At 65.3% G+C, this 21,622-nt stretch carries 19 protein-coding genes and 1 pseudogene; 5 read left to right on the top strand and 15 right to left on the bottom strand.

What is annotated here, in order from left to right:
- Positions 1-358: 358 nt before the first annotated feature.
- From ACTIAO_RS02025 to ACTIAO_RS02015, 3 genes are read right to left on the bottom strand one after another with little or no spacing between them, the layout of a single operon-like run.
- A complete protein-coding gene (locus ACTIAO_RS02025; protein ID WP_087133131.1) occupies positions 359-874 on the bottom strand; it encodes a DUF3995 domain-containing protein in 516 nt (171 codons plus the stop codon).
- Positions 871-1,452 carry an ECF transporter S component gene (locus tag ACTIAO_RS02020; RefSeq protein ID WP_441904660.1) on the bottom strand — a complete coding sequence of 194 codons (582 nt, stop codon included), beginning with the start codon at positions 1,450-1,452 and terminating at the stop codon, positions 871-873. Before ACTIAO_RS02020 ends, ACTIAO_RS02025 begins: the two co-directional genes overlap by 4 nt.
- A complete protein-coding gene (locus ACTIAO_RS02015; protein ID WP_087133129.1) occupies positions 1,430-2,278 on the bottom strand; it encodes a siderophore-interacting protein in 849 nt (282 codons plus the stop codon). Before ACTIAO_RS02015 ends, ACTIAO_RS02020 begins: the two co-directional genes overlap by 23 nt.
- A gap of 93 nt (positions 2,279-2,371) precedes the next feature.
- Between ACTIAO_RS02015 and ACTIAO_RS02010 the strand changes: the two genes are divergently transcribed.
- Positions 2,372-3,073: a TetR/AcrR family transcriptional regulator gene (locus ACTIAO_RS02010; protein ID WP_441904659.1), complete on the top strand. Its 702-nt coding sequence runs from the start codon at positions 2,372-2,374 to the stop codon at positions 3,071-3,073.
- A gap of 487 nt (positions 3,074-3,560) precedes the next feature.
- On the opposite strand, the gene ACTIAO_RS02005 is transcribed toward ACTIAO_RS02010, so the two are convergent.
- Genes ACTIAO_RS02005 through ACTIAO_RS01995 form a run of 3 tightly spaced genes read right to left on the bottom strand, consistent with a single transcriptional unit; the run spans position 3,561 to position 6,609 of the window.
- Positions 3,561-4,190, bottom strand: coding sequence for a DsbA family oxidoreductase (locus tag ACTIAO_RS02005; RefSeq protein WP_441904658.1), 630 nt, complete (start codon positions 4,188-4,190; stop codon positions 3,561-3,563).
- Positions 4,187-5,122 carry an NAD(P)/FAD-dependent oxidoreductase gene (locus ACTIAO_RS02000; RefSeq protein ID WP_441904657.1) on the bottom strand — a complete coding sequence of 312 codons (936 nt, stop codon included), beginning with the start codon at positions 5,120-5,122 and terminating at the stop codon, positions 4,187-4,189. Before ACTIAO_RS02000 ends, ACTIAO_RS02005 begins: the two co-directional genes overlap by 4 nt.
- Entirely contained in the window at positions 5,119-6,609 is a 1,491-nt protein-coding gene (locus ACTIAO_RS01995; protein WP_441904656.1) for an MDR family MFS transporter, read from the bottom strand. Before ACTIAO_RS01995 ends, ACTIAO_RS02000 begins: the two co-directional genes overlap by 4 nt.
- 71 nt (positions 6,610-6,680) lie before the next feature.
- Here ACTIAO_RS01995 and ACTIAO_RS01990 point away from each other — a divergent pair, with 71 nt between their 5' ends.
- From ACTIAO_RS01990 to ACTIAO_RS01980, 3 genes and pseudogenes are all read left to right on the top strand, one after another.
- Positions 6,681-7,319 (top strand): TetR/AcrR family transcriptional regulator, encoded by a 639-nt coding sequence (locus ACTIAO_RS01990; protein ID WP_441904655.1) that lies wholly within the window; start codon positions 6,681-6,683, stop codon positions 7,317-7,319.
- Entirely contained in the window at positions 7,316-7,474 is a 159-nt protein-coding gene (locus tag ACTIAO_RS01985; RefSeq protein ID WP_441904654.1) for a hypothetical protein, read from the top strand. The genes ACTIAO_RS01990 and ACTIAO_RS01985 overlap by 4 nt, the downstream gene beginning before the upstream one ends.
- Before the next feature lie 12 nt (positions 7,475-7,486).
- Positions 7,487-7,930 (top strand): annotated as a pseudogene (locus ACTIAO_RS01980) (class I SAM-dependent methyltransferase); the annotation flags it as partial.
- Between the two features lie 268 nt (positions 7,931-8,198).
- Here ACTIAO_RS01980 and ACTIAO_RS01975 read toward each other — a convergent pair.
- The 7 genes from ACTIAO_RS01975 to ACTIAO_RS01945 all read right to left on the bottom strand — a co-directional run bounded on the left by ACTIAO_RS01975 (position 8,199) and on the right by ACTIAO_RS01945 (position 17,729).
- On the bottom strand, positions 8,199-9,983 hold the full coding sequence (locus ACTIAO_RS01975; RefSeq protein WP_441904653.1) for an ABC transporter ATP-binding protein: 1,785 nt from the start codon (positions 9,981-9,983) through the stop codon (positions 8,199-8,201).
- Positions 9,980-11,641 (bottom strand): ABC transporter transmembrane domain-containing protein, encoded by a 1,662-nt coding sequence (locus ACTIAO_RS01970; RefSeq protein WP_441904652.1) that lies wholly within the window; start codon positions 11,639-11,641, stop codon positions 9,980-9,982. The genes ACTIAO_RS01975 and ACTIAO_RS01970 overlap by 4 nt, the downstream gene beginning before the upstream one ends.
- 98 nt (positions 11,642-11,739) lie before the next feature.
- Positions 11,740-12,618: an ABC transporter ATP-binding protein gene (locus ACTIAO_RS01965; protein WP_441904651.1), complete on the bottom strand. Its 879-nt coding sequence runs from the start codon at positions 12,616-12,618 to the stop codon at positions 11,740-11,742.
- A gap of 27 nt (positions 12,619-12,645) precedes the next feature.
- On the bottom strand, positions 12,646-13,764 hold the full coding sequence (locus ACTIAO_RS01960; RefSeq protein ID WP_441904650.1) for a FecCD family ABC transporter permease: 1,119 nt from the start codon (positions 13,762-13,764) through the stop codon (positions 12,646-12,648).
- Positions 13,761-14,831, bottom strand: coding sequence for a FecCD family ABC transporter permease (locus ACTIAO_RS01955; protein ID WP_441904649.1), 1,071 nt, complete (start codon positions 14,829-14,831; stop codon positions 13,761-13,763). The genes ACTIAO_RS01960 and ACTIAO_RS01955 overlap by 4 nt, the downstream gene beginning before the upstream one ends.
- Positions 14,832-14,867: 36 nt before the next feature.
- The gene (locus tag ACTIAO_RS01950) at positions 14,868-15,827 is read right to left on the bottom strand and encodes an ABC transporter substrate-binding protein (RefSeq protein WP_441904648.1); all 960 of its coding nucleotides are present in this window, start codon (positions 15,825-15,827) and stop codon (positions 14,868-14,870) included.
- A 39-nt stretch (positions 15,828-15,866) separates the two neighbouring features.
- The gene (locus ACTIAO_RS01945; protein WP_441904647.1) at positions 15,867-17,729 is read right to left on the bottom strand and encodes an SIP domain-containing protein; all 1,863 of its coding nucleotides are present in this window, start codon (positions 17,727-17,729) and stop codon (positions 15,867-15,869) included.
- A 130-nt stretch (positions 17,730-17,859) separates the two neighbouring features.
- On the opposite strand from ACTIAO_RS01945, the gene ACTIAO_RS01940 reads away from it, so the two are divergent.
- Positions 17,860-19,404 (top strand): helix-turn-helix transcriptional regulator, encoded by a 1,545-nt coding sequence (locus ACTIAO_RS01940; RefSeq protein WP_441904646.1) that lies wholly within the window; start codon positions 17,860-17,862, stop codon positions 19,402-19,404.
- 162 nt (positions 19,405-19,566) lie between these two features.
- Here the strand turns inward: ACTIAO_RS01940 and istB are convergent, their stop codons facing one another.
- Together istB and istA are read right to left on the bottom strand one after the other, a co-directional pair.
- The gene (gene istB, locus ACTIAO_RS01935) at positions 19,567-20,361 is read right to left on the bottom strand and encodes an IS21-like element helper ATPase IstB (RefSeq protein WP_441904645.1); all 795 of its coding nucleotides are present in this window, start codon (positions 20,359-20,361) and stop codon (positions 19,567-19,569) included.
- Positions 20,361-21,557 (bottom strand): IS21 family transposase, encoded by a 1,197-nt coding sequence (gene istA / locus ACTIAO_RS01930; protein ID WP_441904703.1) that lies wholly within the window; start codon positions 21,555-21,557, stop codon positions 20,361-20,363. Before istA ends, istB begins: the two co-directional genes overlap by 1 nt.
- Between the last annotated feature and the right edge of the window lie 65 nt (positions 21,558-21,622).

Raw genomic sequence — 21,622 nt, 5'->3', positions numbered from 1 at the left:
GGGACGGGTAAGCGCCGCCGCGCGGACGCGAACAGGCTCAGTTCTGAGCTGAGCTAACTCATGTGCAACCGGCGTTGCTGGCGTGCGTATCGCGGTGGAGTTATCCCCAGGCAGGCTCCGCTTCAACTACGTAATCATTCGGCTGAGCGCCGATTGAGGGCTGAGTGCGCGAAGGGGAACGGATCGGTTCACGTCCCCCAAGCGTTCGGCACCACCGTCGTCCGCTGGTCCCAATGATTCACCGGTACCCACAGGAATGGGCCTCTCACCCGCGGCGAGATACTCCACCACGACGCCCGGCCACGCAGCCCGCACGAGGCACGGTAAACCGAACCCGCGGCGAACTGGCCAGGTCGGCTCAAGGCTCCCGCTTCGACTTCAGGGGGATCAGAGCGATAATCAGCGCCGCGCCCCAGATGAAGAACAGCGGTTGCCAGAGAGCGGTGTTCCACAGGAGTGAAAGATGATCGGTCTCCGCTGGATAGGGTGCTCCCTGAACCAGGATGGCGAGGTTGCCGATGATGCGCCATGCAGAGACTGCCAACAGCGTGATGCCGCCGATCCAGGAGATGGCAGTGATCGTGCGCTGCAATGGCGGGTGCGGGAGCAGGAGCAGCAATGGGATGAGGGCGGCTGAGGCTTTGACCAGGGCGAGGATCGCGAACGTGAGCTGAAGACGGGTGGGGTCCGCGGCGGCGAGAGTGCTGGCCCAGGGGCCAACGGTGTCGAGGAGGAGGGTGCCGCCTGCGGCCCACAGGAGGCTGAAGCTGGTGTGGATCAGACCGGCGGCCGCGCCGACGAGGAGCGCGATCCTTCTCCTGGGTGTTCCGGGTGCGGTTCGGCGAGCAGTCTGGGTCGGTATTGGGGCGCTCATGATGCGCTCCGGGCCTTGCTGACACCATGGATGCCGGCTCTTTCGAGCTGGGCGGTGGTCCAGAGCGCGAGCCAGGCGTAGCCGAGGTAGAGACCGAGCCTGATCAGGAAGGCGAGGATCTGGACGAGTATTGGCAACGTGGTGAAGTCGGCGTAGAGGTACATGAACCCGAAGTTCACGGCGGCGATGAGGCCAGCAGCCAGGTAGTAGCGGGGAGGACTCCAACGACGGTAGCGGCCGGTGAGGAAGACAAGCTCAATGATGATCCCGCCGACGAGCACCAGTCCTCCTGCGGAGGCGACCATACCGAGGAACCCGGTAATCAGGGCGACGCCGGGGCGGCGGAACAGGGCGACGGCGACCATGATGCCGAGGAACCAGGGCAGGGGTGCGGGGAAGCTCAACCACGGCACGATCGCTTGGATGGCGACACCGAGCACGCGGGAGAGCTGTGCGATCACCCCGGCGACGACAGCGAGGGCCGCGCACACGAGGAGAGTCCGTGTCGAGAAGAGTCTCACCGTCGTTGCGGCCACGGCGCGCTCGGGAGTGGGTTCAGGCGTTGATGTCGAATTCATCGAATTCGGCCATCCCCTTTCCTTGGTCGAGGAGCGTCTTCAGGTGCAGGATGCGATGAATGTCGAGGGTGGTGTTGGAGACGCCATGCTTCCAATAGCCGAAGACCTGGACGGCCTCTTTCGGGAGTCCGATCGCGTGTCGGAAGTGGGAGCGTATGGCCTTCATCTCGTCGCGCTCACCGGCGGCCCATACCGAGAACTCGGGGACGGCCGATGTCCTCTCGGCCACCTGCAACAGCAGAGTCGCGCCCCCAGGCGCCGCCGTGATCGCCTCCACGTCGACACCCTCGACTGGCGGCAGTTCGGCAAGCTCGTCCTCGCGCGCGACAGTGGCGTGCACGGACGCCGGTACCCCTGGTGGCCAGTGCGCGAGGATCGAGGCGAGCGCGGGGACCGCCGATGAATCCGCGAGGAGCAGCACCCGCTTGGCGGGAGCGAACAGTGGAAGTTGATGCTGTCGTGGCCCTGCCACTGCGATCTTGTCACCGGGTGCGACGACCGCGAGCCAGCGCATGACCGGGCTCGGCTCCGGATGAACGACGAAATCGATGTCCACCCGATTCGAGGAGGGATCGAAGCGTCGGATCGTGTACACGCGCGACACGGGCTCATCGTCGGGGACGGGAACAGACAGGCGAACCGTCGTGTTCGGTGTCGCCCACTGGGCGGGGTCGGTCACCTCGCTCAAGACACCGCCGATCCGGACAAGCCCGGAAGGGAGCATCGTCACCGCCTCGATCCGCAGGCCCAGATGTCCAAGACCCGCGGCATGCTCGGGATGGTTCAGCACCCCAGCGGCGAGGTGTCTCAGTGCCGTCTCGTCCATGTCGATCAACCTCCAGCGCGTCTCCCGAATAACTTTACTAAGGATAAACTAACTTTGTGGACTCGTGAGAGGCAAGTGAGAGAGGCTGGGAGTATGAATGTGTCGCTGCGGCGTCCTCGCCTTGTCACGGAGAAACGGATCGTGGATGCGGGGATCGCCATCACCCTGCCGAACGTGACGGTCAAGTCCATCGCGGCACAACTCGGCGTCAGCACCGTCGCGGTGTACAACCACGTGGAGAGCGCCGACGTATTGCGTCGGGTGGTCGCCGAGGGCATCATCGACCGGCACACGCCTCCCGCACCTGCCGGTCGCGATCTCGAAGAAGACATCCTGGACCTCGCATTCGCGCTGCGTCGGTTTGTGCACGACTATCCCGGCATCGGCCCCTACCTGGCACAGATCGACGCGACCTCCCAACGAGGCGTCGCACGCATCGATGAGGTGATGACTGCCTACGTTCGCCGCCACGACCTGACGCCCCGATACGCCGCGTGGCTGGTCTCCACCGTCTCCGAGCACGCCATCGCCCTCGCAGAACTCGTCCACATCAGAGGCGGCCGCCCGAGGAACAAGCCGGAAGCCATCGCCGAACGCGCAGACCTCACCACCCTCCCCGCGGCCGTCGGCACCGAAGCAGGCCTCACTCCCGACGACTACTTCGCATGGTCGATCCGCGCCGTCATCATCGGTGCGATCACACTTCTCGATACCCGGCCACACCCTCTGCCGAGAAGAGCCGGTGAGGGTGAAGCCGCAGATCGCACGCGATTCGCCGCGCCCTCGGGGTCGTAATCGAACGGCACGTCTGAGGCGAGCAGGACGGCATCGCCGCCGGCCGCGGGCGAGGAACCTGATCCGCCCGCTGCACGCCATTCGAGGACACCGCCCATGAGGCAGACGATGGGGCACCGAGTGCGTTCCTGCGCGTATCTGGATGGACACGCATGTTGCAGCCACCACGAAAACCGTTGGTTTCATACGGGTTTCCGGCCCCTGGCGTGGTCGCCTGTTCGGGCGGGGCAGGAGTTCAGCTCCCCGCGCGGCGGGTGTCGACTGGACGAGTGGCACTTGCTACATTCCCGCCGTCATTTTCTCGGTCAGATCTACCGTCCGGCTTGGTGTTTCGGTCTTTCCACCCTCTCCAGAGCACTCGGCGTCCGGTTCCCTCAGCACCCTTTCGAGGGGACCGCTGGTGGAGGTATCTCGCAGATCCCGTCGGCGCAGATCGCGTCGGCATCACCGGTGAGCAGCGAGGGATTGTCGGTGTTCGTCGGGTCTGTCATGCTCGTGCGGCCTGTTCGAACGCGGCGAGGAATTGTTCGACGGGTTGCGCTCCGGAAAGCCTCCAGGTGTCGTTGACGATGTAGAACGGGACACCCCTGGCGCCATACGCATGGGCCTGGGCGATGTCGGCGTCGACCCCTGCCGCGTGGCGCTTCTCGGTGAGCGCCTGACGCGCGTCGTCGGGGTCGATACCAACCTCGCGGGCGATGGCGAGGAGTTCGTCGATGCGTCCGATGTGGCGGCCTTCGCCGAAGTAGGCGGTGAAGAGCCGTTCGGTCAGTTCGGCGCGTCTGCCGTGGGTGCCGGCATGGTGGAGGAGTTCGAGCGCCATCCGCGAGTTGGTCGGTCGGGTGCGGTCGGGGTCGTACGGGAAATCCTCGACGGCGGTGAGCTGGCGCAGCTGGGTCATGACCTGCTGCATCCGTGCCGAGTTCCCGCCGTGTTTGCGGATCTGCTCCTCACGGTCGATCTCGAGGGGCGCGTCCGGTGTGAGCTGGAAGGAGTGGTAGGTCACGTCGACGGGGCCGGGGTGCTGCTGGATGGCGGTGCGGAGGCGGGCGCTGGAGATGTAGCACCAGATGCATTGCACGTCGGACCAGACATCGACGCGGACGGGCTTGCTCATGAGTCGGACTCCTGGGTCTTGTTTTCCGCGTGCTGGAAGATGAGTTCGGTGTTGAGGGTCATGGCCACGCGGGCGCCATTCGCGGCGGCTTCGCTGACTTGCATGGCGGGGTTCACGACGTTTCCTGCCGCCCACACGCCGGGCACGCTGGTCTGCCCGGCGGCGTCGACCACAAGGGCGATGGCTGCCTCGGACTCCTCGATCTGGAGTCCGAGGCCGTCGAGTCCGTCAATGCGGGCACGAGTCGTCGCGGGGACGACGAGTGCGTCGAGCGGGGTTACGCTCGCGTCGTCGAGGACGACGCCGGTGAGCGCGTCACTCCGGACGTCGATCCCGGTGACCCGCCTGTCCGCGATCGTGATGCCGGTGGCGGTGAGCTTGGCGAGCTGCTCAGCAGGGTAGTCGCGCCCTTGCGGGTAGAACTGCACCTGCGGGCTCCATTGGCCGAACATGAGTGCTTGCATGGCGGACATGGGCCCGGTGGCGAGGACTCCGATGCGCTCGTCCCGGATCTCCCAGCCGTGGCAGTAGGGGCAGTGGATGACGTCACGTCCCCATCGTTCGGCGAGACCGGGGATGTCGGGCAGGACGTCGCGAGTGCCGGTCGCGATGAGCAGTGTGCCTGCCTGGATTCGGCGCCCGCTCTCGGCCTCCACCTGGAACGCACCGTCATCCGCCTGCGCGTGGGCGACGCGGTCGTGGATGATCCGGCCTCCGTAGGAGGTGACTTCCTCACGTCCCCTGGCGAGGAGGCCGAGCGGCCGGATGCCTTCCAATCCGAGGAGTCCGTGCGCTCCTTGGGCGCGGGCGTTGCGCGGCTCGCCGCTGTCCAGCACCACCACATCTCGGCGTGCACGGCTCAGGGTGAGCGCGGCACTCAGCCCTGCGGGGCCACCGCCGATGACCAGGATCTCTGTGTGCATGGTGCTCATGCCGGCGCCTCGCTCTCTGCGTCTTCAGTCTGAGCCTGATCGTCTTCGAGTTCTGGTGACGCGGTGGATGCCGGGTCGGGCTTTCGCAGGAACACCGCGAGGACGATGCCTGCGATGCTGATGAGACCGCCGATCCGGAACGCGGTGCCGACGCCGTCCGCGAGGCCGGCCAGCGCGTCCACGCCGATCGTGGCGGTGGAGACGACCGTGAACAGTGTGACGAACAGGGCGGTGCCGGCGGCGCCGGCGACCTGTTGCAGCGTGTTCACGATCGCACTCGCGTGCGAATACAGCTTCGGGGCGACCGACCCGAGGGCCGTGGTCATGAGCGGGGTCATCATGAGCGCCGTCCCGACGCTGAGCAGCATGTGCATCCCGACCACGAGCCACACCGGGGTGCTCGTGCCGAGGGTCGAGAATGCGAACATCGCACCGGTGGCGATCACCGCCCCCGGGAGGATCAGGATGCGAGGCCCGACCCTGTCGTACACCATGCCGACGAACGGGGCGAGGATGCCGGAGAGGAGACCGCCCGGCAGCAGCATGAGGCCGGCGACGTATGCGGGCTCGCCGAGCACCTGCTGCACATACAGCGGCAGCAGGATGAGAGAACCGAACAACGACATGGAGACCGTCACGATCATCACGGTCGACACCGTGAACAGACGGCCCGTGAAGACCCGCACGTCCAGCAGCACCCGATCGGTCTCGCGCAGCGCGAGCTGGCGAACCACCAGGGCGACCAACGCGACGACGCCGATGCTCAGCGGAACCCAGATCGGAAGACCGCCCTCGCTCCCTGCCTGCTCCCCGATGCTCGCCAACCCGTAGATGACGCCGGAGAAGCCGAGGGCAGACAGCAGCACGGAGAGGACGTCGAAGCGGGCGGGCATCGTCGGAGTCACATTCCGCAACCACACCGCTCCGCCGGCGGTCGCGAGGACCGCGATGGGCAGCACGAGGATGAACACCCACTGCCAGCCCAGCGACGACACGATCACGCCCGACACCGTCGGACCCAGCGCGGGCGCGGCCGCGGTGACGATGGCGACGAGCCCCATCGTCCGGCCCCGCTTCTCCGCTGCGACCAACTGCATCACCGTCGTGAACAGCAGCGGCAGCATGATCGAGGTGCCCAGCGCCTGCACCACCCGAGCGACCAGGAGCACGTCGAAGGTGGGAGCGAACGCCGCGACCGCGCTGCCGACGGCGAACAGCCCCATGGCGGTGAAGAAGTTGCGACGCAGCGTGTACCGCTGGAGGAGGACGCCGGTCACGGGAATCACGACAGCCATCGTCAGCATGAACGCCGTCGTCAACCACTGCGCCGATGCCGCCGACACCCCGAAGCCTTCCATGATGTGCGGGATGGACACGCCCATCGCCGTCTCGTTGAGCACCACGATGAACGCCGAGACGAGCAGCACGGCGATCGCGGGGCCCGTCCGGACGCTCGATGGGGTGGGGGGCTGTGTGGCGGTTGTCATCGACATCTCCTGTAACTAAGTCCTTGATTGGTACTAAGTACCATGTGTGTATCGGATGCTAACATAGCATCATGAGTCTTCATTCCCCGCCCTCGACTGCGGTTCCCGATCTGCGCGAACGTCGACGCCTGGAGCTCACCCGTTCCATCGCGATCACCGCCGTGGAGCTGTTCGAGCGGAACGGGTTCCAGGCGACGACCATCGATGACATCGCCGCGGCCGCGGGCATCTCACGGACGACGTTCTTCCGCCACTGCGCAACGAAAGAAGCCGCCGTGCTCGTCGACGACGCCGGCCTGGAGGCCGAGCTCCTCACCGCCGCATCGAACGTCTCGCCGCAGCACCCGCTCCGTGACCTCGAGACCGCATGGGAGCATATGACCGTCCTGTTCGACGAAGACCACGAGGGACACAACCGGTTCCTGCGCGTGCGCCGCCTCATGCGGCAGCACTCCGCCCTCCTCGCCGCAGGTCTCGAACGCGACGCCAGACTCACCGCCCACCTCGTCGAGACGCTGACGGAGAAGCCGGGCCTGCCCGTCCTCGATGCTCACGCCGTCGGCGAGTCCTTCGCGCTCGGAATGCGCCTCGCCCTCGATGAATGGGTCCGCGCGGTCGACGACGCCCCCGACAACCCGCCATCCCTGACGGAGATCTATGCAAGGGTCAGAGGCGCGCTGCGCAACGCGATGACAGCAGGCACCCCATGACGCACACCTTCGACAAGGCGTACTGGGAGACACACTGGAACTCCGCACACGAAGGCGGAATGCCACCCCACCCCGCGCTCGACACCGAGATCTCCCCGATCCCACCCGGCGCTGCGCTCGAGGCAGGAAGCGGTGAAGGCGCCGAGGCCCTCTGACTCGCCGCACACGGCTGGGACGTCACCGCCGTCGACATCTCCGCCGAAGCCGTCCGCAGGGCCGCGGATCAGGCCCCTGCCGGGGCGCGGCCCGTGAACTGGGTCGAAGGCGACCTCACGACGTGGGAACCCACCCGCACATATGACCTCGTCACGACCTTCTACGCCCACCCCACCATCCCGCAACTGGCGTTCTACCAGCGCATCTCCCGCTGGGTCTCACCGGGAGGCACGCTGCTCATCGTCGGCCACGCCGAGCGCCACGAGCGCCACGACGACCACGACGACCACGACGACCACGGTCAGCATCCACGGCACGCCACCACCGCTCCAGAGCTGATTCGCACCACCCTCGGCGACCTGGAATGGGACGTGCAAACCGCAGAGATCCGCCAACGGACCCTCGGAGGAACGGCCCTCGTCGATGTCATCGTCCGAGCCCGCCGACGACCATAGACCCGCCCACGGCCACAGAGTTAGGAGATACAGCATCGCGCCTTCGTCCGGCGGGGCCGCCAGGAGGACGGTTCGTCACAGCAGGAAAACGCCAAGATGACGAGCCAGACAACGAGATCATTGTTTGCATGTGGTAATTTGCTGCAATCCCGCCTACATTTTCTTGTTCCGATGCTCGCTCTGACCTGGGATTATCAGCAACTTCGCAACCGCCCCTTCCTTCCGCTTCTTCTACGCGGCACGCAGACTATGCGCTCCACTGTGGCTGTCAATCAGGCACTCTGCCGTCAGACCACGCCGCCCATAACCCTGCATACACACCGCCAGCGGCGACCAGTTCGAGGTGGGCGCCTTCTTCGATGACGCGACCCGAGTCCATGACCAGGATGCGGTCGCAGGCGGCCGCTTGGGAGAGTCTGTGGGCAATGACCACTGATGTGCGACCGCGGGTTGCGGCCGTCGCAGCCTGGTCGAGGAAGCTGGCGTCTGTGCTACCAGCTTCGGCGGTAGCCTCGTCCAGGATCGCCAGGACGGGGTCGGCGAGCACGAGCCGCGTCAGGGCGAGTTGCTGCGCCTGCGCTGCGGTGAGCTCCCATCCGGCCGCGCCCACGATCGTGTTCAATCCCTCGGGCAGCATGTCGAGGAGCGCTGACGCTTTGGAGGTCTCTATCGCTGCATAAAGCTGGCTATCGGTGGCTTGGGGCGCGGCGAGGGTGAGATTGTCGCGTACGGTTCCTGAGAATACGTGCACCTCTTGCGTGATTAGCGCTATGCGTTCCGGCGTGTCAATAGTTCCCGTGTCAGGCTTGTGTGTGCCGGCGATGATCGCGGCGAGGGTGGTTTTGCCCGCACCGGACCCACCGACCACGGCGATACGTTCCCCGGAGCGGATGATCAGGTGGATGCCATCGACGGCGGGATGCACGCCGTCGTAGCTGTAACTCATCCCGGCCACCCGCACCAGAGGAGCGGCCACGACCTCGGCACCACGCATGCCCCCTTGCGGAGGTTCTTCCGCTTGCGCGGCGATACGCGGCTGTGTGGTGTCAGCGGCGGGAAGTGTAATGATGCCGACGATGCGGTTCAGCGATGCTGTCACGGATTGCAAGGTGTCTACGACGAACAAAAGTTGATTGATCGGTCCGAACAAGCGCAGGAACAGGAGCACGGCGGTCGTGGCGAAACCTACCGTGGATGCTCCGATTTGGATGAGCCAGAATCCCGCGACGAGGATGGCGGCAGCGCCGACGTATTCGGCCAGGTTCAGCCGACCGAAGAACATGTTCTGCACGGTGCGGGCACGCAGGCTATGGCCGACTACGTTCCAGGACGCCGCCAGGACCCGGTCGTGCCGTAGCTCGCTGAGACCGAAGCCGAGGATGGTGTCGTGGCCGCGCTGTGACTCCACGATTTGTTGAGCACGGTTGCTCATGGCAGCGCGTTCGGCGGCGTAGATGCCCGGAGCTGTGGACAGGTACCAGCGCAACGTGACGAGGTACACGGGCAGGACGACGACAAGCGCGAGCCCATACCAAGGGTCCAGGGCGGTCATACCGACGAGAGTGACGGCTATGGTGAACCCGGCGCCGGTGACGGCAGGGACGATCTGCGGGGCGGCATCAGCGATCTGCGCCACATCATCGCTGGACCGCGACACCAGGTCGCCGGTCCCCGCACGCTCGACAAGAGACTGCGGGAGCGCCATTGCACGGGCGACGAGGCGTTCACGTAGTTCGGCGAGGATCGCATGGTAACTGCGCGCCGCGAGGACGATCGTGACTGCCCCGCCGACCGCCCCAACCACAGCGGCTGCAAGCATCACGGCCAGCGCCCACAGGACCGTAGTCGCATCGCCGGTGCCGGCCTGCACGCGGTCTACGAGGTAGCCAACTGTGGCGGGGAACACCAGCCCCGTCCCCGCGCTGGCTATTCCGAACACGGCCACAAGAAGGAAGCGGAAGCGGTGGCCGCGAGTGGTGTCCCAGACCTCTCGTCGCGTGGCGCGCGCCGACGCGACCGGCAGCGTTCCGGGAACCGGGGCTGCCTCGGTCACGACACGGCTCCTTCGGCGCGGAGGTCGATGATCCGGTCGCATGCCGCGAGTAGCGCCGGGGAAGAGGTGAACAGCAGCGTCGACTGAGCAAGCCGGACCTCGCGGAGCCGACCTGCGATGCGAGCTTCGGTGACAGAGTCCACGGCGGTGGTCGGATCATGCAGCACCAGTATTGGGGCGCCCGTTGCGAGTCCCCGGGCCAGAGCCAGCCGTTGGCGTTGCCCACCGGAGAGCCGATTGCCATTTTCTCCGACCTGTCCGTTCACTCCGCCAGCGGCTTCGAGGAAGTCTTCGCAGGCGGCAGCGCGGAGGGCCACATCACGCAGTGAGGATGGCGAACCGGGGAAGGTGAGGTTGTCGATGATCGTGCCGGTAAACAAGGTTCCCTGATGTGGGGCCACCACCACCAGCGCCCGATAGTCGGCGGGATCGAACTGCTCCGCGGGCACGCCTTCGATAGTGACCGCGACCTCTGGATCACTGCCCGGGCGCAGCAGTCCGGCAACGGCACAGGCGGCAGTGCGATCATCGGCACGCACTCCTAAAAGCTCGCCCGGGTTGACTCGAACCGGCTGGTGCGCGCCAGAGGCGATCGTGAGCTCCACGGCCGGAACCTCCGCGACCGGGGCTGACGAGTCTCTTGACAGGTGGGGATTCAGGACGCTCGCGTGGCGGTGCACCTGGCGATCTGGGGATGCATCTTCCGTTCGGAGCAGCTCCAACAGGCGTGCGCTGGATGCGACGCCTGCCGCCCACGTGGGCAGGGCATTGCCGGTGAGCATCTGCATAGGGGGAAGAAGCGCCTGGGTGAGGCCCACCGCAGCGATCATCCCGCCGATGCTGAGTTGTCCCGTGACGGCGAACCACACGGAAAGCGCTGCGATACCAGCGATGAACACCCCGCTGATCGTGTCGGACCCGGCGAGGAAGCGCCCTAGCGCACCCACGGACCGGTACGCGCCGTGCAGGGTCTCGCGGCTCGCATCCTGGTACCGGCGGGTCGCCTCCGTCTCGGCGCGTATCCCGCGGATCACCCGATAGCCCGTGACGAGGTCCGTAGCTCGCGCCACCGTGCCAGCGAGCAGCGTCTGATACTCCCGCGAAGCTCGCGCGTAGCGGCCGCTCAGGGCGCCCATCAGCCACACGACTATTGGTGCTCCAATGAGCACAACGAGGCCGAGCAGTGGATTCAGAAGCAGGAGCGAGATAGCGATGAAGACCACCCCGGCCACCTCCCCGAGCGGGAACACCACCAACCACAGGGCACCGACGCGTGAGACATCATTGGTCATTGCCGACACCACGCCCCCGTCCGGCCTCGACGCCGATGCGCTGCCGGTTGGATGCAGCACCCGACGAGAGAGCGTGACTCTAAGCCGGTGCTGAGCGTGCGTTATCGCCAGCGCGGTCAACTGGGCGGCGAACCGGAATCCCAGCGACAACCCGAGGAACGTCACCGCAAGTAGCGTGAGCCAGAAGAGCAGGAGACCCAGGTCGCCTGTTGCGAGCGCCTGGTCGATCGCAGCGCCGGCGATCAACGGAACCAGTGCCTCGCCGACTTGGTGCAAGGCAGACAATGCTGCTGCCGGGATTGTGTATCGCTTCGCGGAGAACATCACCGCACGGAGCAACCCGGTCGGCGTGGTGTTCGCTGCCACTTGGAAAGGCGGCGTATCGGGCGGAAGAGATGGGGACCGCCAGAACACCGGCATCCAGCGAGTCAGCCATCCCCGCCCCAGCGGGTCTCCGGCGACCGTCATGGGTTTGCGTTCCTACCTGTGCGGTCTCGACCGAGCGGCACCACCGAGGGTGTTCCTGCGACGGCGTCGGGCACGACGATGCTCTTCAACCCGAAGACCTCCTCGACGAGTTCAGCGGTCACAATGTCTGTCGGCGTTCCTTCCGCGATGACCTGTCCGTCGCGCATCGCGATGAGGTGAGTGGCGTATCGGGCCGCGTGATTCAGGTCGTGCAGGACGGCGACGAGCGTGCGTCCCTGCCGGTGCAGGTCTGTGAGCAGTTCGAGCAACTCGATCTGATGGGTGATGTCCAGGAAGGTCGTGGGTTCATCCAGAAGCAGAATGCCTGTCTCTTGGGCGAGAGCCATCGCCACCCATACGCGCTGCCGTTGTCCTCCTGACAGTTCGTCCACCAGTCGTGTAGAGAGGTTGTCGACCCGGGTTGCTGTCATCGCTTCCGCGACTGCGCGCTCGTCGTCCTTGGTCCATTGCCGGATCAGCTTCTGATAGGGGTAGCGACCTCGTGCTACGAGGTCAGCGACCGTGATGCCTTCTGGAGCGATTGATGTCTGAGGGAGCAGCCCGATACGACGAGCCACTTCTCTGGCCTTATAGGAGTGGATGTCCGAACCGTCCAGGACGACGTGACCTGACGATGGGCGCAGGAGCCGGGATAGTCCGCGGAGAAGGGTCGACTTGCCGCATGCGTTCGGGCCGACGATCACGGTGAATGATGCGTTCGGAATCGCGACCGAGAGCCGCTCGCTGATGATCCGTTTGTCGTACCCGATTGTCACATCATCTGCGGAGAGGCGCGGTCCTTCCGCGAGCGTGGCGTCAGCTGCTGGGTGAGAGTGTGCTGCTGCGCCTTCATGCGGGGTCGCGATGGAAGTCATCGGGTTGGACCTTTCGTGTGGGCGAGGTTATGCACGTCGACGTACCTCGTGGATGATGAGCCAGACGAGGTAAGCGCCGCCCACGACGACGGTGACCACGCCGACGGGCAGGGCGATGGGGAGAGCGTGCTGCGCGACGACATCGGCGGCGGCCAGAAGAAAGGCGCCGGTGAATGCTGCGGCCGCGATCGTGACCCCGGGTGAACGTGTCAGTCGGCGGGCGATCTGTGGTGCGGCGAGTGCGATGAAAACGATCGGGCCGGCTGCGGCGGTCACGGTCGCGGTAAGCGCAACGCCCGTGACCATGACGGCGAGTCGTGTGGGCTCGGTGCGAACCCCTGTTGCTTTGGCCGAGTCGTCGCCGAGTTCCAGTTGCCGCAGACCCGGAGCGAGAACGGCCAATACGGCGAACAGCACGAGAATGCTGGTACTCCCGTACAGCGTCTGGTCCCAAGAGGTGCCGTTCAGCGATCCGGCGCCCCACGCGGCGGCGGACATGGCTACTTCCAGATCAGCGGTGAGCATGAGCCAGGTATTGAACGAGGTCAGCATGGCCGAGACGGCGATCCCGACGATGATGAGCCGGAATCCTTGGACCCCCCGACGCCACGCGACGACATAGACCAGTGCGGCCGTCGCGACCCCGCCGATAAGGGCGCCGCCTGCCAGTTGGAGATAGCTGCCCTGGACGAGGATGATCACGATCAATGCTCCCGTGTAGGAGCCTGCCGAGAAGCCGATGATGTCTGGTGAGGCGAGGGGGTTGCGTGTGAGCGATTGGAACACTGCGCCGGCCGCGCCCAGGCCCGCTCCGAACATGACGGCTGCCAGTGCGCGCGGGAGACGCCATTCGACCACGACCGTCCGAGCAAATCCGGAGCCGGCGTCTCCGGACAGCGCGGACCACACCTGCCCGACCGTGAGCGGGTAGTCGCCAAGGGTCAACGCGACCACCGTTATCAGCAGAGTGAGGACACCGAGGGCGGTGCAGATCAGAAGTGTGCGCATGCTCCAGCGCAGCGCGAGAGGACCCCGCCGACTGACGATGCTGCGATAGCCGAACTCGACGGTGGCCGTGCTTTCGAGCTCTGGAAGCGCAGAAGCGCGGTCGTCGGGCAGCATGGTTGGCCGCGTGTTGTCAGTCATAGCCCGCTCGCTCTCTTGCGGCGTACGAGGAGGATGAGCACTGGTGCGCCGATGAAGGCCGTGACGATCCCGACAGGAAACTCGGCCGGACGGATGACGATTCGGCCGAGGATGTCTGCGGCGAGCACGAGTGCAGGTGCCAGGACGAGCGTGTAGGCGAGTATCCAGCGTTGATCCGGGCCGACGATCCATCGTGCGATGTGCGGCACCATCAGTCCGACGAAGCCGATCGGTCCGGCTACGGCCGTGGCCCCACCCGCGAGCAGAGTGACAGCGATGATCACGAGAACGCGAGTGCGGGTGATATTCGTGCCCAGGGAGCGCGCAAGGTCATCGCCGAGGGCGATCGAGTTGAGCGCGCCGACCGCGACCCCGGCAAGCACAAGACCGACAGCCAGAAACGGCAGCACAGGGAGGAGGATGTCCCAGCCGCGGCTGACGATGCTGCCGGCATTCCAGCTGCGCATCTGGTTGAAGGTCTGCGAGTCAAGCAGCACCATCGCGGTGACCACACCTGAGAGCACGGCACCGAGCGCGACGCCGGCGAGCGTGAGCTGCACAGGGTCAGCGCCCCCGCGGCCGGCTGACCCGATGAGATAGACCGCCACGGTCACCACGAGTGCGCCGGCGAACGCGAACCACACGTACCCGCTGATCGAGGAAACTCCGAAGACCGAGACCCCCAGGGCGACGAAGAACGCCGCCCCGGCATTCACGCCGAGAATGCCGGGGTCCGCCAACGGATTGCGTGTAAGGGCTTGGATGAGGGCTCCCGCGATCCCAAGTGCGATGCCTACCGCAAGGCCGACGACGGTGCGCGGTATCCGCAGATCGTTGACGATGAAGTGGGCTTGCGTGTCCCCGGCGGTGGTGAGCGCGTTCCACACCTCGGGAACAGACAACTCCTGTGATCCGATGAGGACGCTCCCCACGACGGCTACGAGAAGTGCTCCGAGACCCGCGGCCAGACCGAGCGCTCGGCGCCATGCCCGGGCAGGTTCGGGAGCTTCCGCAGGGGAAGCTCCCGAACCTGTCATCGCGCCGGCGTCAGCAGTCAGCCTGGTCATGTTCTCGCTCCGACCGGATGCGCCATCGCCTCGCCATCAGAGTCCGAGCAACTCCACGAGGTCTTTCTTCACCTCGTCCAGGAGTGCGAGCTGGCTCGACGGTGATCCGAACGAAAGTTCCAGGTCGTATTCCAGGACCTGGCCGTTCTGGACGAACGGCAGCCGCTTCCATGCTTCGCTGCTGGTGAGGGTCGTCATGTCGCCGTAATCGCTCACGGTGAGCGCGACGTTCGCGTCGTTGAGCTGGTCGAACTGCTCGGGGCTGAGGATCACGCCGCCCTCCTGCTCGGAGACGGGCAGAATCTTGACGCCCAGATCTTGATACACGGAGCACAGGGTCTGACCTCCGCAGATTGTCTGGATACCGGGTCCGCCGTACTCCGGGTACACCACAGCCACCACAAGATCAGCAGCCTTGTCTCCGACAAGCTCCTTGACCTCGTCAAGGCGCTGCTCGTAGGTGTTCTCCCACTCCTCGTACTTGTCGAGGCGATCCAGGGCAGTAGCGGTCTCCTTGAAGTGGACGCGCCAGTCCTGACCGTCGAACGCATTCACGCTGTAGGTCGGGGCAATATCAGGCAGCCGCTTCACCACCTCCTCGTCATAGCCAAGACTGTTCAGGATGAAGTCCGGTTCCGCGGCAGCCACAGCCTCGTAGTTGACCTCCGGGAAGTTCGCGAACGGCTCCACACCTTCGAGCGCATCCTCCGAGAGGTAGTACGGGAAGTCGTCGAACTCGCTTCGGATCGGCTGAGCTCCGGCGAGTGGGATGCCGAGGGTGATCAGCACGTCCACATCGGTGGTGTAGATGCCGAGGGCTGCTTGAGGCTCGGTGGGGATCGTGACCTCGCCGAAGGCGCTGTCGATCGTGCGGGTGGTCGCCGCTGTGGGCTCGTCCTGCGGTGTAGTCGAGCTGCATCCCGCCAGTGCGACGGTGGCAGCCGCAGCTGCCGCGAGGATGGCTGTTGCTGTACGGGTTCTCTTGAATGCGCCCATGAGGTGTTCCTTTCTTCGGTACGTGGGTCTTGCCAGGGTTTAGCTGGCGTCGGTGGGGGCGAGGCGGAAGAGTTTGTCACCCCACCCGACTACTTCTGTCGTCTCGACTTTGAGACCGGCGTTGTCGAAGAGGTCGATGAGTTCTGCTTCTGTGCGCAGCCCTGTTCCGAGCAGAGCGAAGTGACGCAGGTCGTCTCCGGCGGCGTGCTCGTCCGCCTCGCCCGTGTCCATGACGCCCTCGATGACCAGAACCCGGCCGCCAGGGGTCAGGCTCTCGGCTGCGCGGCGCAAGATCAGGGCTGCGTCTGCTTGCTGGTAGGCGGCGAGCTCCCAGTTGAAGAGCACGGCGTCGGCGGCCTGGGTCGAGTCGAACAGCGAACTCTCCACGAACCGCACCCGTTCGCGCTGTTGCGGGTCGGGGATCGAGTCCGGCAGGTCGGCCTGGAACCATTCGAGCTGGGACGGCAGCCCGGCGATGGTGACTCGCGTGTGGGGGTGGTGGGAGACGATGGCCTGGCCGATCACGCCAGCGGCCGATGAGCGTACCGTGACTGTCGACAGGTCGTTCAGACTGGGTGACTGTGCCAGTGGTTCTGCCAGGTAGCGGGAGAACTTCGCGATCTGATCTAGAAACACGTTGGTGTGCTCCTGCTGGTTGCGGAACTCCGCGTACGGTTGTCCGTTGACCAAGCTGAACGATTCTCGTCCAGTACGCAGCGCGTCGACCAGGCCGAACAGCGATGTCTCTCGTCGCCCGAATGCACCGTCCCGGTGAAGCGCGTCCTCAACGAACTCTTCCAGGAAGATGTCACCGACATCCGTCAACCTGTAGCTGCCGGGCATGGTTTGCGACACGATGCCGAGGGCGTCGAAGTAGCGCATCAGTTTGCCCAGCGCGCGGGGGTCTGACCCGGATTGGACGGCGAGCTCCGTGACATCAGACACGCCTCGCGACAACAGCTCTGGCAGGCCCAGCACAACGGCGGCCCTGATCGCCAGCGGCGGAAGGAGGTCCGCGAGCTCGTGGAACCTCTCGAACGCTTCCTCGTTGCGTTCCGGGTCCGGGAGCCCGGGATCGTCTGCGAGAGTGATGACTTCGCTGTTGCGCCAGTAGCCAGTGAACTCGACATCCGTCTTAGGCATGCCTCGGTGCTCCACGAGGTGCCTGCGGATGTCCTTCACTGCCGCAGACTCGCCGGCGATCCAGGCGTAGGGTGTGCCGTCGAGCCAGTCCGTGCCGCGCACCGCGTCGAGCAGAAGGGTGGTGCTCCCCGCAGGAGCGCCGTCCCGCACCAGCCAGGTCACCTTGACACCTGGAAGGGTGCGTAGTTCGAGCTGGTGTTCGCGGCGGGAGACCTCGATGTACACCTGAGCGATCGCGTCCTCGGGTAGCTCCTCCAACAGTCGAGAAATGGCGGGGATCGCGGTGTCGTCACCGGCGACGAGCAACCAGTCAGTCTCAGGGAGAGCCTGACTGGCGGCGGGACTGGTGAGATGGATGCGATCTCCGGGTTGTGCTCGATACGCCCAGGAGGTCGCGATACCCGTACCGTGTTTCACGAAGTCGATGTCAAGCTCCTGCGCTGTGTGATCCCATCGACGGACCGTGTACACCCGCGAGAGCGCCCGAGGGTCCTTCGGCCAGTCCAAGTGCGCCTCATCCTGCACCGGCAAAACGGGCTCGCTCTTGCCCGGATACGGGAAGATCAACCGCACGTCATCATCGAAACCACCGCTACGGAACTCCGACTGCGCAAGCTCGTTGGCCGACGTGAACGCACGTAGCTGAGCGCCCGTCAGTGTGATTCGACGCATCGCCGGCCCCAAATCGCGAATGCGCTTGACTTCGAGCTCGCGAAGGGTGATCGGGTGCACCGTGAGAGAACGGGAAGTCTTCGGCATGCGGCAGCACGTCTCCTTGCTGTGTGGTTCGGGAGTGGGCGTGACTCACCACACCCCTGATAAGGTTAGGGGACCCTTATCTCCGATAGGGTGCGTAGACTGCCAGATAGTTATCAACGATTGGCGCGACTTGGCAGCGATCACCACGGCACCCCCACCCATTCCGGCGAGCTACGAGCCGTCACGCTGGGACCCTCGCCAACACATGCTCGTCTGGGCGCACACCGGGCGCGCCCACGTTCGCCTTGCCAACGGGGAGCGTCACCGCATTGACGAAGGCACCGGCCTCTGGTTGCCCGCAGGCGATGACCACGAGCTCTGGACCGAACCTGGTTCACTCGCCATCCCCGCGTGGGTTTCTCCCCAAGTAGGTTCCGGCGCACCCGACCTTCCGCTACCGTTCTCCGTCGCCGACGGATGGCGTGACTGGCTCATCCACCATTACGTCCTCAGCCTCGGCCCCATGACCAGCAACGGATACACACCGGACAGCCTCCTCGACATCCTGGCTCCGTCAAGCTCAACCACCCCCGGACCGTTGATGTCCAGCGACACCTCCGCCTATCCGCCGATACCGCGGTCTATTGCCGCACGTACAGTCGCCCAGAGCCTCCTGCGCAATCCGGCGTTCGACCACACTGTCGAGGAATGGGCGAAGATCGTCGCATCTAGCCCTCGGACACTGCGCCGCGAGTTCGTTCGCGAGACCGAGTTGACCTTCGCAGAATGGCGCACCAGTTGCCGTCTCGCTGTGGCATGCGAGCTCCTGGCCGCAGGGTTCAACGTCGAGCACACAGCAGTCCACGCAGGCTTCGGAAGCCGGAACGGCCTAACTCGGGCCTTCCGAGCGCAGTTCGACGTCACCCCGCGGGACTATGCGCACCTGAACGGCACTACGAATCGTGCTGTACCTGCGCGCGTCGCTAACATCCGTCAGGTTGACACATTGATGAACCTCATGGCGGACGCCCCGGACAGACAACCGGAACTCCCGCACACCTTCACCGCCCCCAGAGTAAACAACTTCCACGTACTTGCCTGGACCTACCGAGGAGAAGTCTGGGCACGCATTGCCCAAAAGACCTACACGAGAAAAAGAGGCGACGCGATCTGGCTCCCCGCCGGAGTCGAGAACGAAACTGGATGGCCCCCCGGATCGCTGGGCGTGCCAGTGGGCGACCTGCAACCACACGAAGCTCAGATCAAGAGACCGTTCCGAGCCCAGTTTTCTCCATCGTGGGACAGGTATCTGCTCTACTGCTCGGTGAGCGCATACACCGGGCTCCGCCCCGAGAACTACGACCACAGGCACATACTCGACATCTTCGAAGCACAGTTTGCAGCCGAGCGCGCTCGCACACTACCCATGCCAAAAGACTTTCGCGCCCGCGCAGTCGCAGAGGATTTTCTCCGCAGGATCGAAGCGCCGGCGTCAGCCGACGACATCGCTCGCGAGACACAGGAAATCTTTCACCAGGAGATAGGTATGACTTTCATCCAATGGCGAACTGTCGCTCGTATGCGCATCGCTCGTGACCTACTCGCCACAGGCGCGAAACCCTCAGCCGTAGCCCGCCGAATCGGATACTCACAGCTATCAAATTTCAGCCGAGATTTTCGCCGCTTTCACCAAGTATCTCCTCGGGAGTTTCAAGAACAACAAAGGTCGATCTAGGACGACCCAAAGGTACATCCTCGGCAACCCCAACGAACCAACTCCGCACTGAGTCAATCGCCGCGACATCGTCTTGGGCTCCGATCAGGCCAGTTCCCACTGTCGGCGGCGCTCGAATTCTGAACGGTTTCGGCGTTCGAATTGTGAACGGTTGTCGGCAGTCTAGTCAGCTGGGTCGGTGATGTCGGCGCGGGTGCTGGGGAGGCTGTCGATGCCGCGGCCGCGGAGCCTGTAACTGGCGCCTTTGAGGGTGATCACCTCGGCGTGGTGAACGATCCGGTCGATCATCGCGGCGGCCACGACCTGGTCTCCGAACACGGTGCCCCAGCCGGAGAAGGGCAGGTTCGAGGTGAGGATGAGGGAGGCGTGCTCGTAGCGGGACGAGACGAGTTGGAAGAACAAGTTCGCGGAGTCCTGCTCGAAGGGCAGGTATCCGACCTCGTCGACGATGATCAGCCCGTAGCGTCGTAGCCGGGCGAGTTCCTGAGGGAGTCGGCCCTGTCGGTGGGCGTCGGAGAGGCGTGTGACCCATTCGGTCGCGGTAGCGAACAGAACCCGCTGGCCTTGGTGGGCGGCGATGACGCCCAGCGCGGTGGCCAGGTGTGTCTTGCCGGTGCCGGGAGGGCCGAGGAGGACGACGTTGCGGGCTTCGAGGAGGAACGCCCCAGAGGCCAGGCTCGCGACTTGCTGGCGGACGGCGGACTGTTGATCCCAGTCGAAGTCCTCGATGGTCTTGACCGCGGGAAACCCGGCCGCGCGGATGCGCAGGCGGGCGCCAGACGCGTTGCGGGCGGAGACTTCGCGCTCCAGCACCGCGGCGAGGTAGTCCTCGAAGGACCAGCCCGCGGCCCGGGCCTGTTCCGCGAGCCGGACTGCGGCTTCGAGGATGCGTGGGGCCTTCAACGCGCCGGAAAGATAGGTGATCTGCTTGACCGCATCGGTCTGCTTCGCGGCCATCAGAACCCGCCTCCGATCCCGAACGCCCGGTCATAGTCGGCAAGATCGCGGACGAGGTCATCACCGGCGGCGACCGGCCGCGGGGCCTGGAACTGCTCCCGCAGCATCTTCGCGGTCTTCAGGTGTGCCGGGTCGGTGATCGTCATCCCGCGCGCCCAGACCCGCGCATGCTCCGCGACTAGCCGCCCATCGGTCCGGACTCTGACTCGGTCCAGGTCTGCGGAGACATCGACGAGACGGCCCACCGCGCGCGGATCGACGGAGTAGTCGTTCGTGTCGACACGGACGTAGTAATCCCGCCCCAGCCGGACCCGGTTGCGCCAGCCCAGATGCAACGGGACCGGCGGCAACGGCAGCATCGCAGCCCGGTCCGTGTCGATGCGCTGAACTGGCGAGGCCTTCAACGTGCGGACCGCGCGCGCGTTGGCGAGCTCAAGCCAGTCGGTGAACTGCTCGTTGAAATCCGTCGGAGACGTGAACGTGCGCCCGGGCATGAACGAGGTCTCGAACCAGCCGTTGCGGCGCTCGACGATCCCCTTAGACTCCGGATCCCGAGGAGGCAACAGCACCAGCCTCGCCGCCAACGTCCCCATGAACGATGCGACCCCCTCCGCCCGTCGCGGGCCCCGCCCGATCCCGGGCTCGTTGTCCCAGATGAACCGGCGCGGGACCGCGCCGATCTGCTGCAGCAGCTCCCACGAACCCAGCAGCAGATCCTCCGTCTTGCGGGTCGGGATCATCCGCCCCGTGACGAACCTCGAGTGCGCGGGAGTGATCACCAGCACCGGCAACAGCTTCGAGGTGCCGTCCTCAAGCGGGATCTTCCTCGGCGGGAACCAGAGATCACACTGCGCCGCATCGCCCGGTTCCCAGACCAACCGGTCCGCCGGATCGATGCGTCGCTGCTCGGGCCGCAGCCGTTTCACGTTGTCGCGGAACCAGCGAATCGACCCCGTCCACCCCACCCGCTCAGCCAGAACCGTCGCCGGCATCTCCGGCGTCTGGCGCAACAGTTCCTTCACCCGCGCCTCGAACGGCGTGAACGACGTCGCCCCCGAAACACGCTCATACCTCGGCGGCGAATCCGACGCTAACGCGGCATACACCGTCGTCCGCGACACCCCCAACCGCGTCGCGATCTGCGCCTTCGCAACACCTTCCGCGGCAAGCCTGCGAATCAGTGCCCAGTCCTCCAAAGTGATCACACTCCAATCGTCGAGTGTTCACTTTTCAAGCGCCGCTACTGTCCAGCTTTCGAGCG

It is taken from the genome of Microbacterium sp., assembly GCF_052099035.1.
Taxonomy (GTDB): domain Bacteria; phylum Actinomycetota; class Actinomycetes; order Actinomycetales; family Microbacteriaceae; genus Microbacterium.
This window is presented reverse-complemented; position numbering and strand designations above follow the sequence as displayed.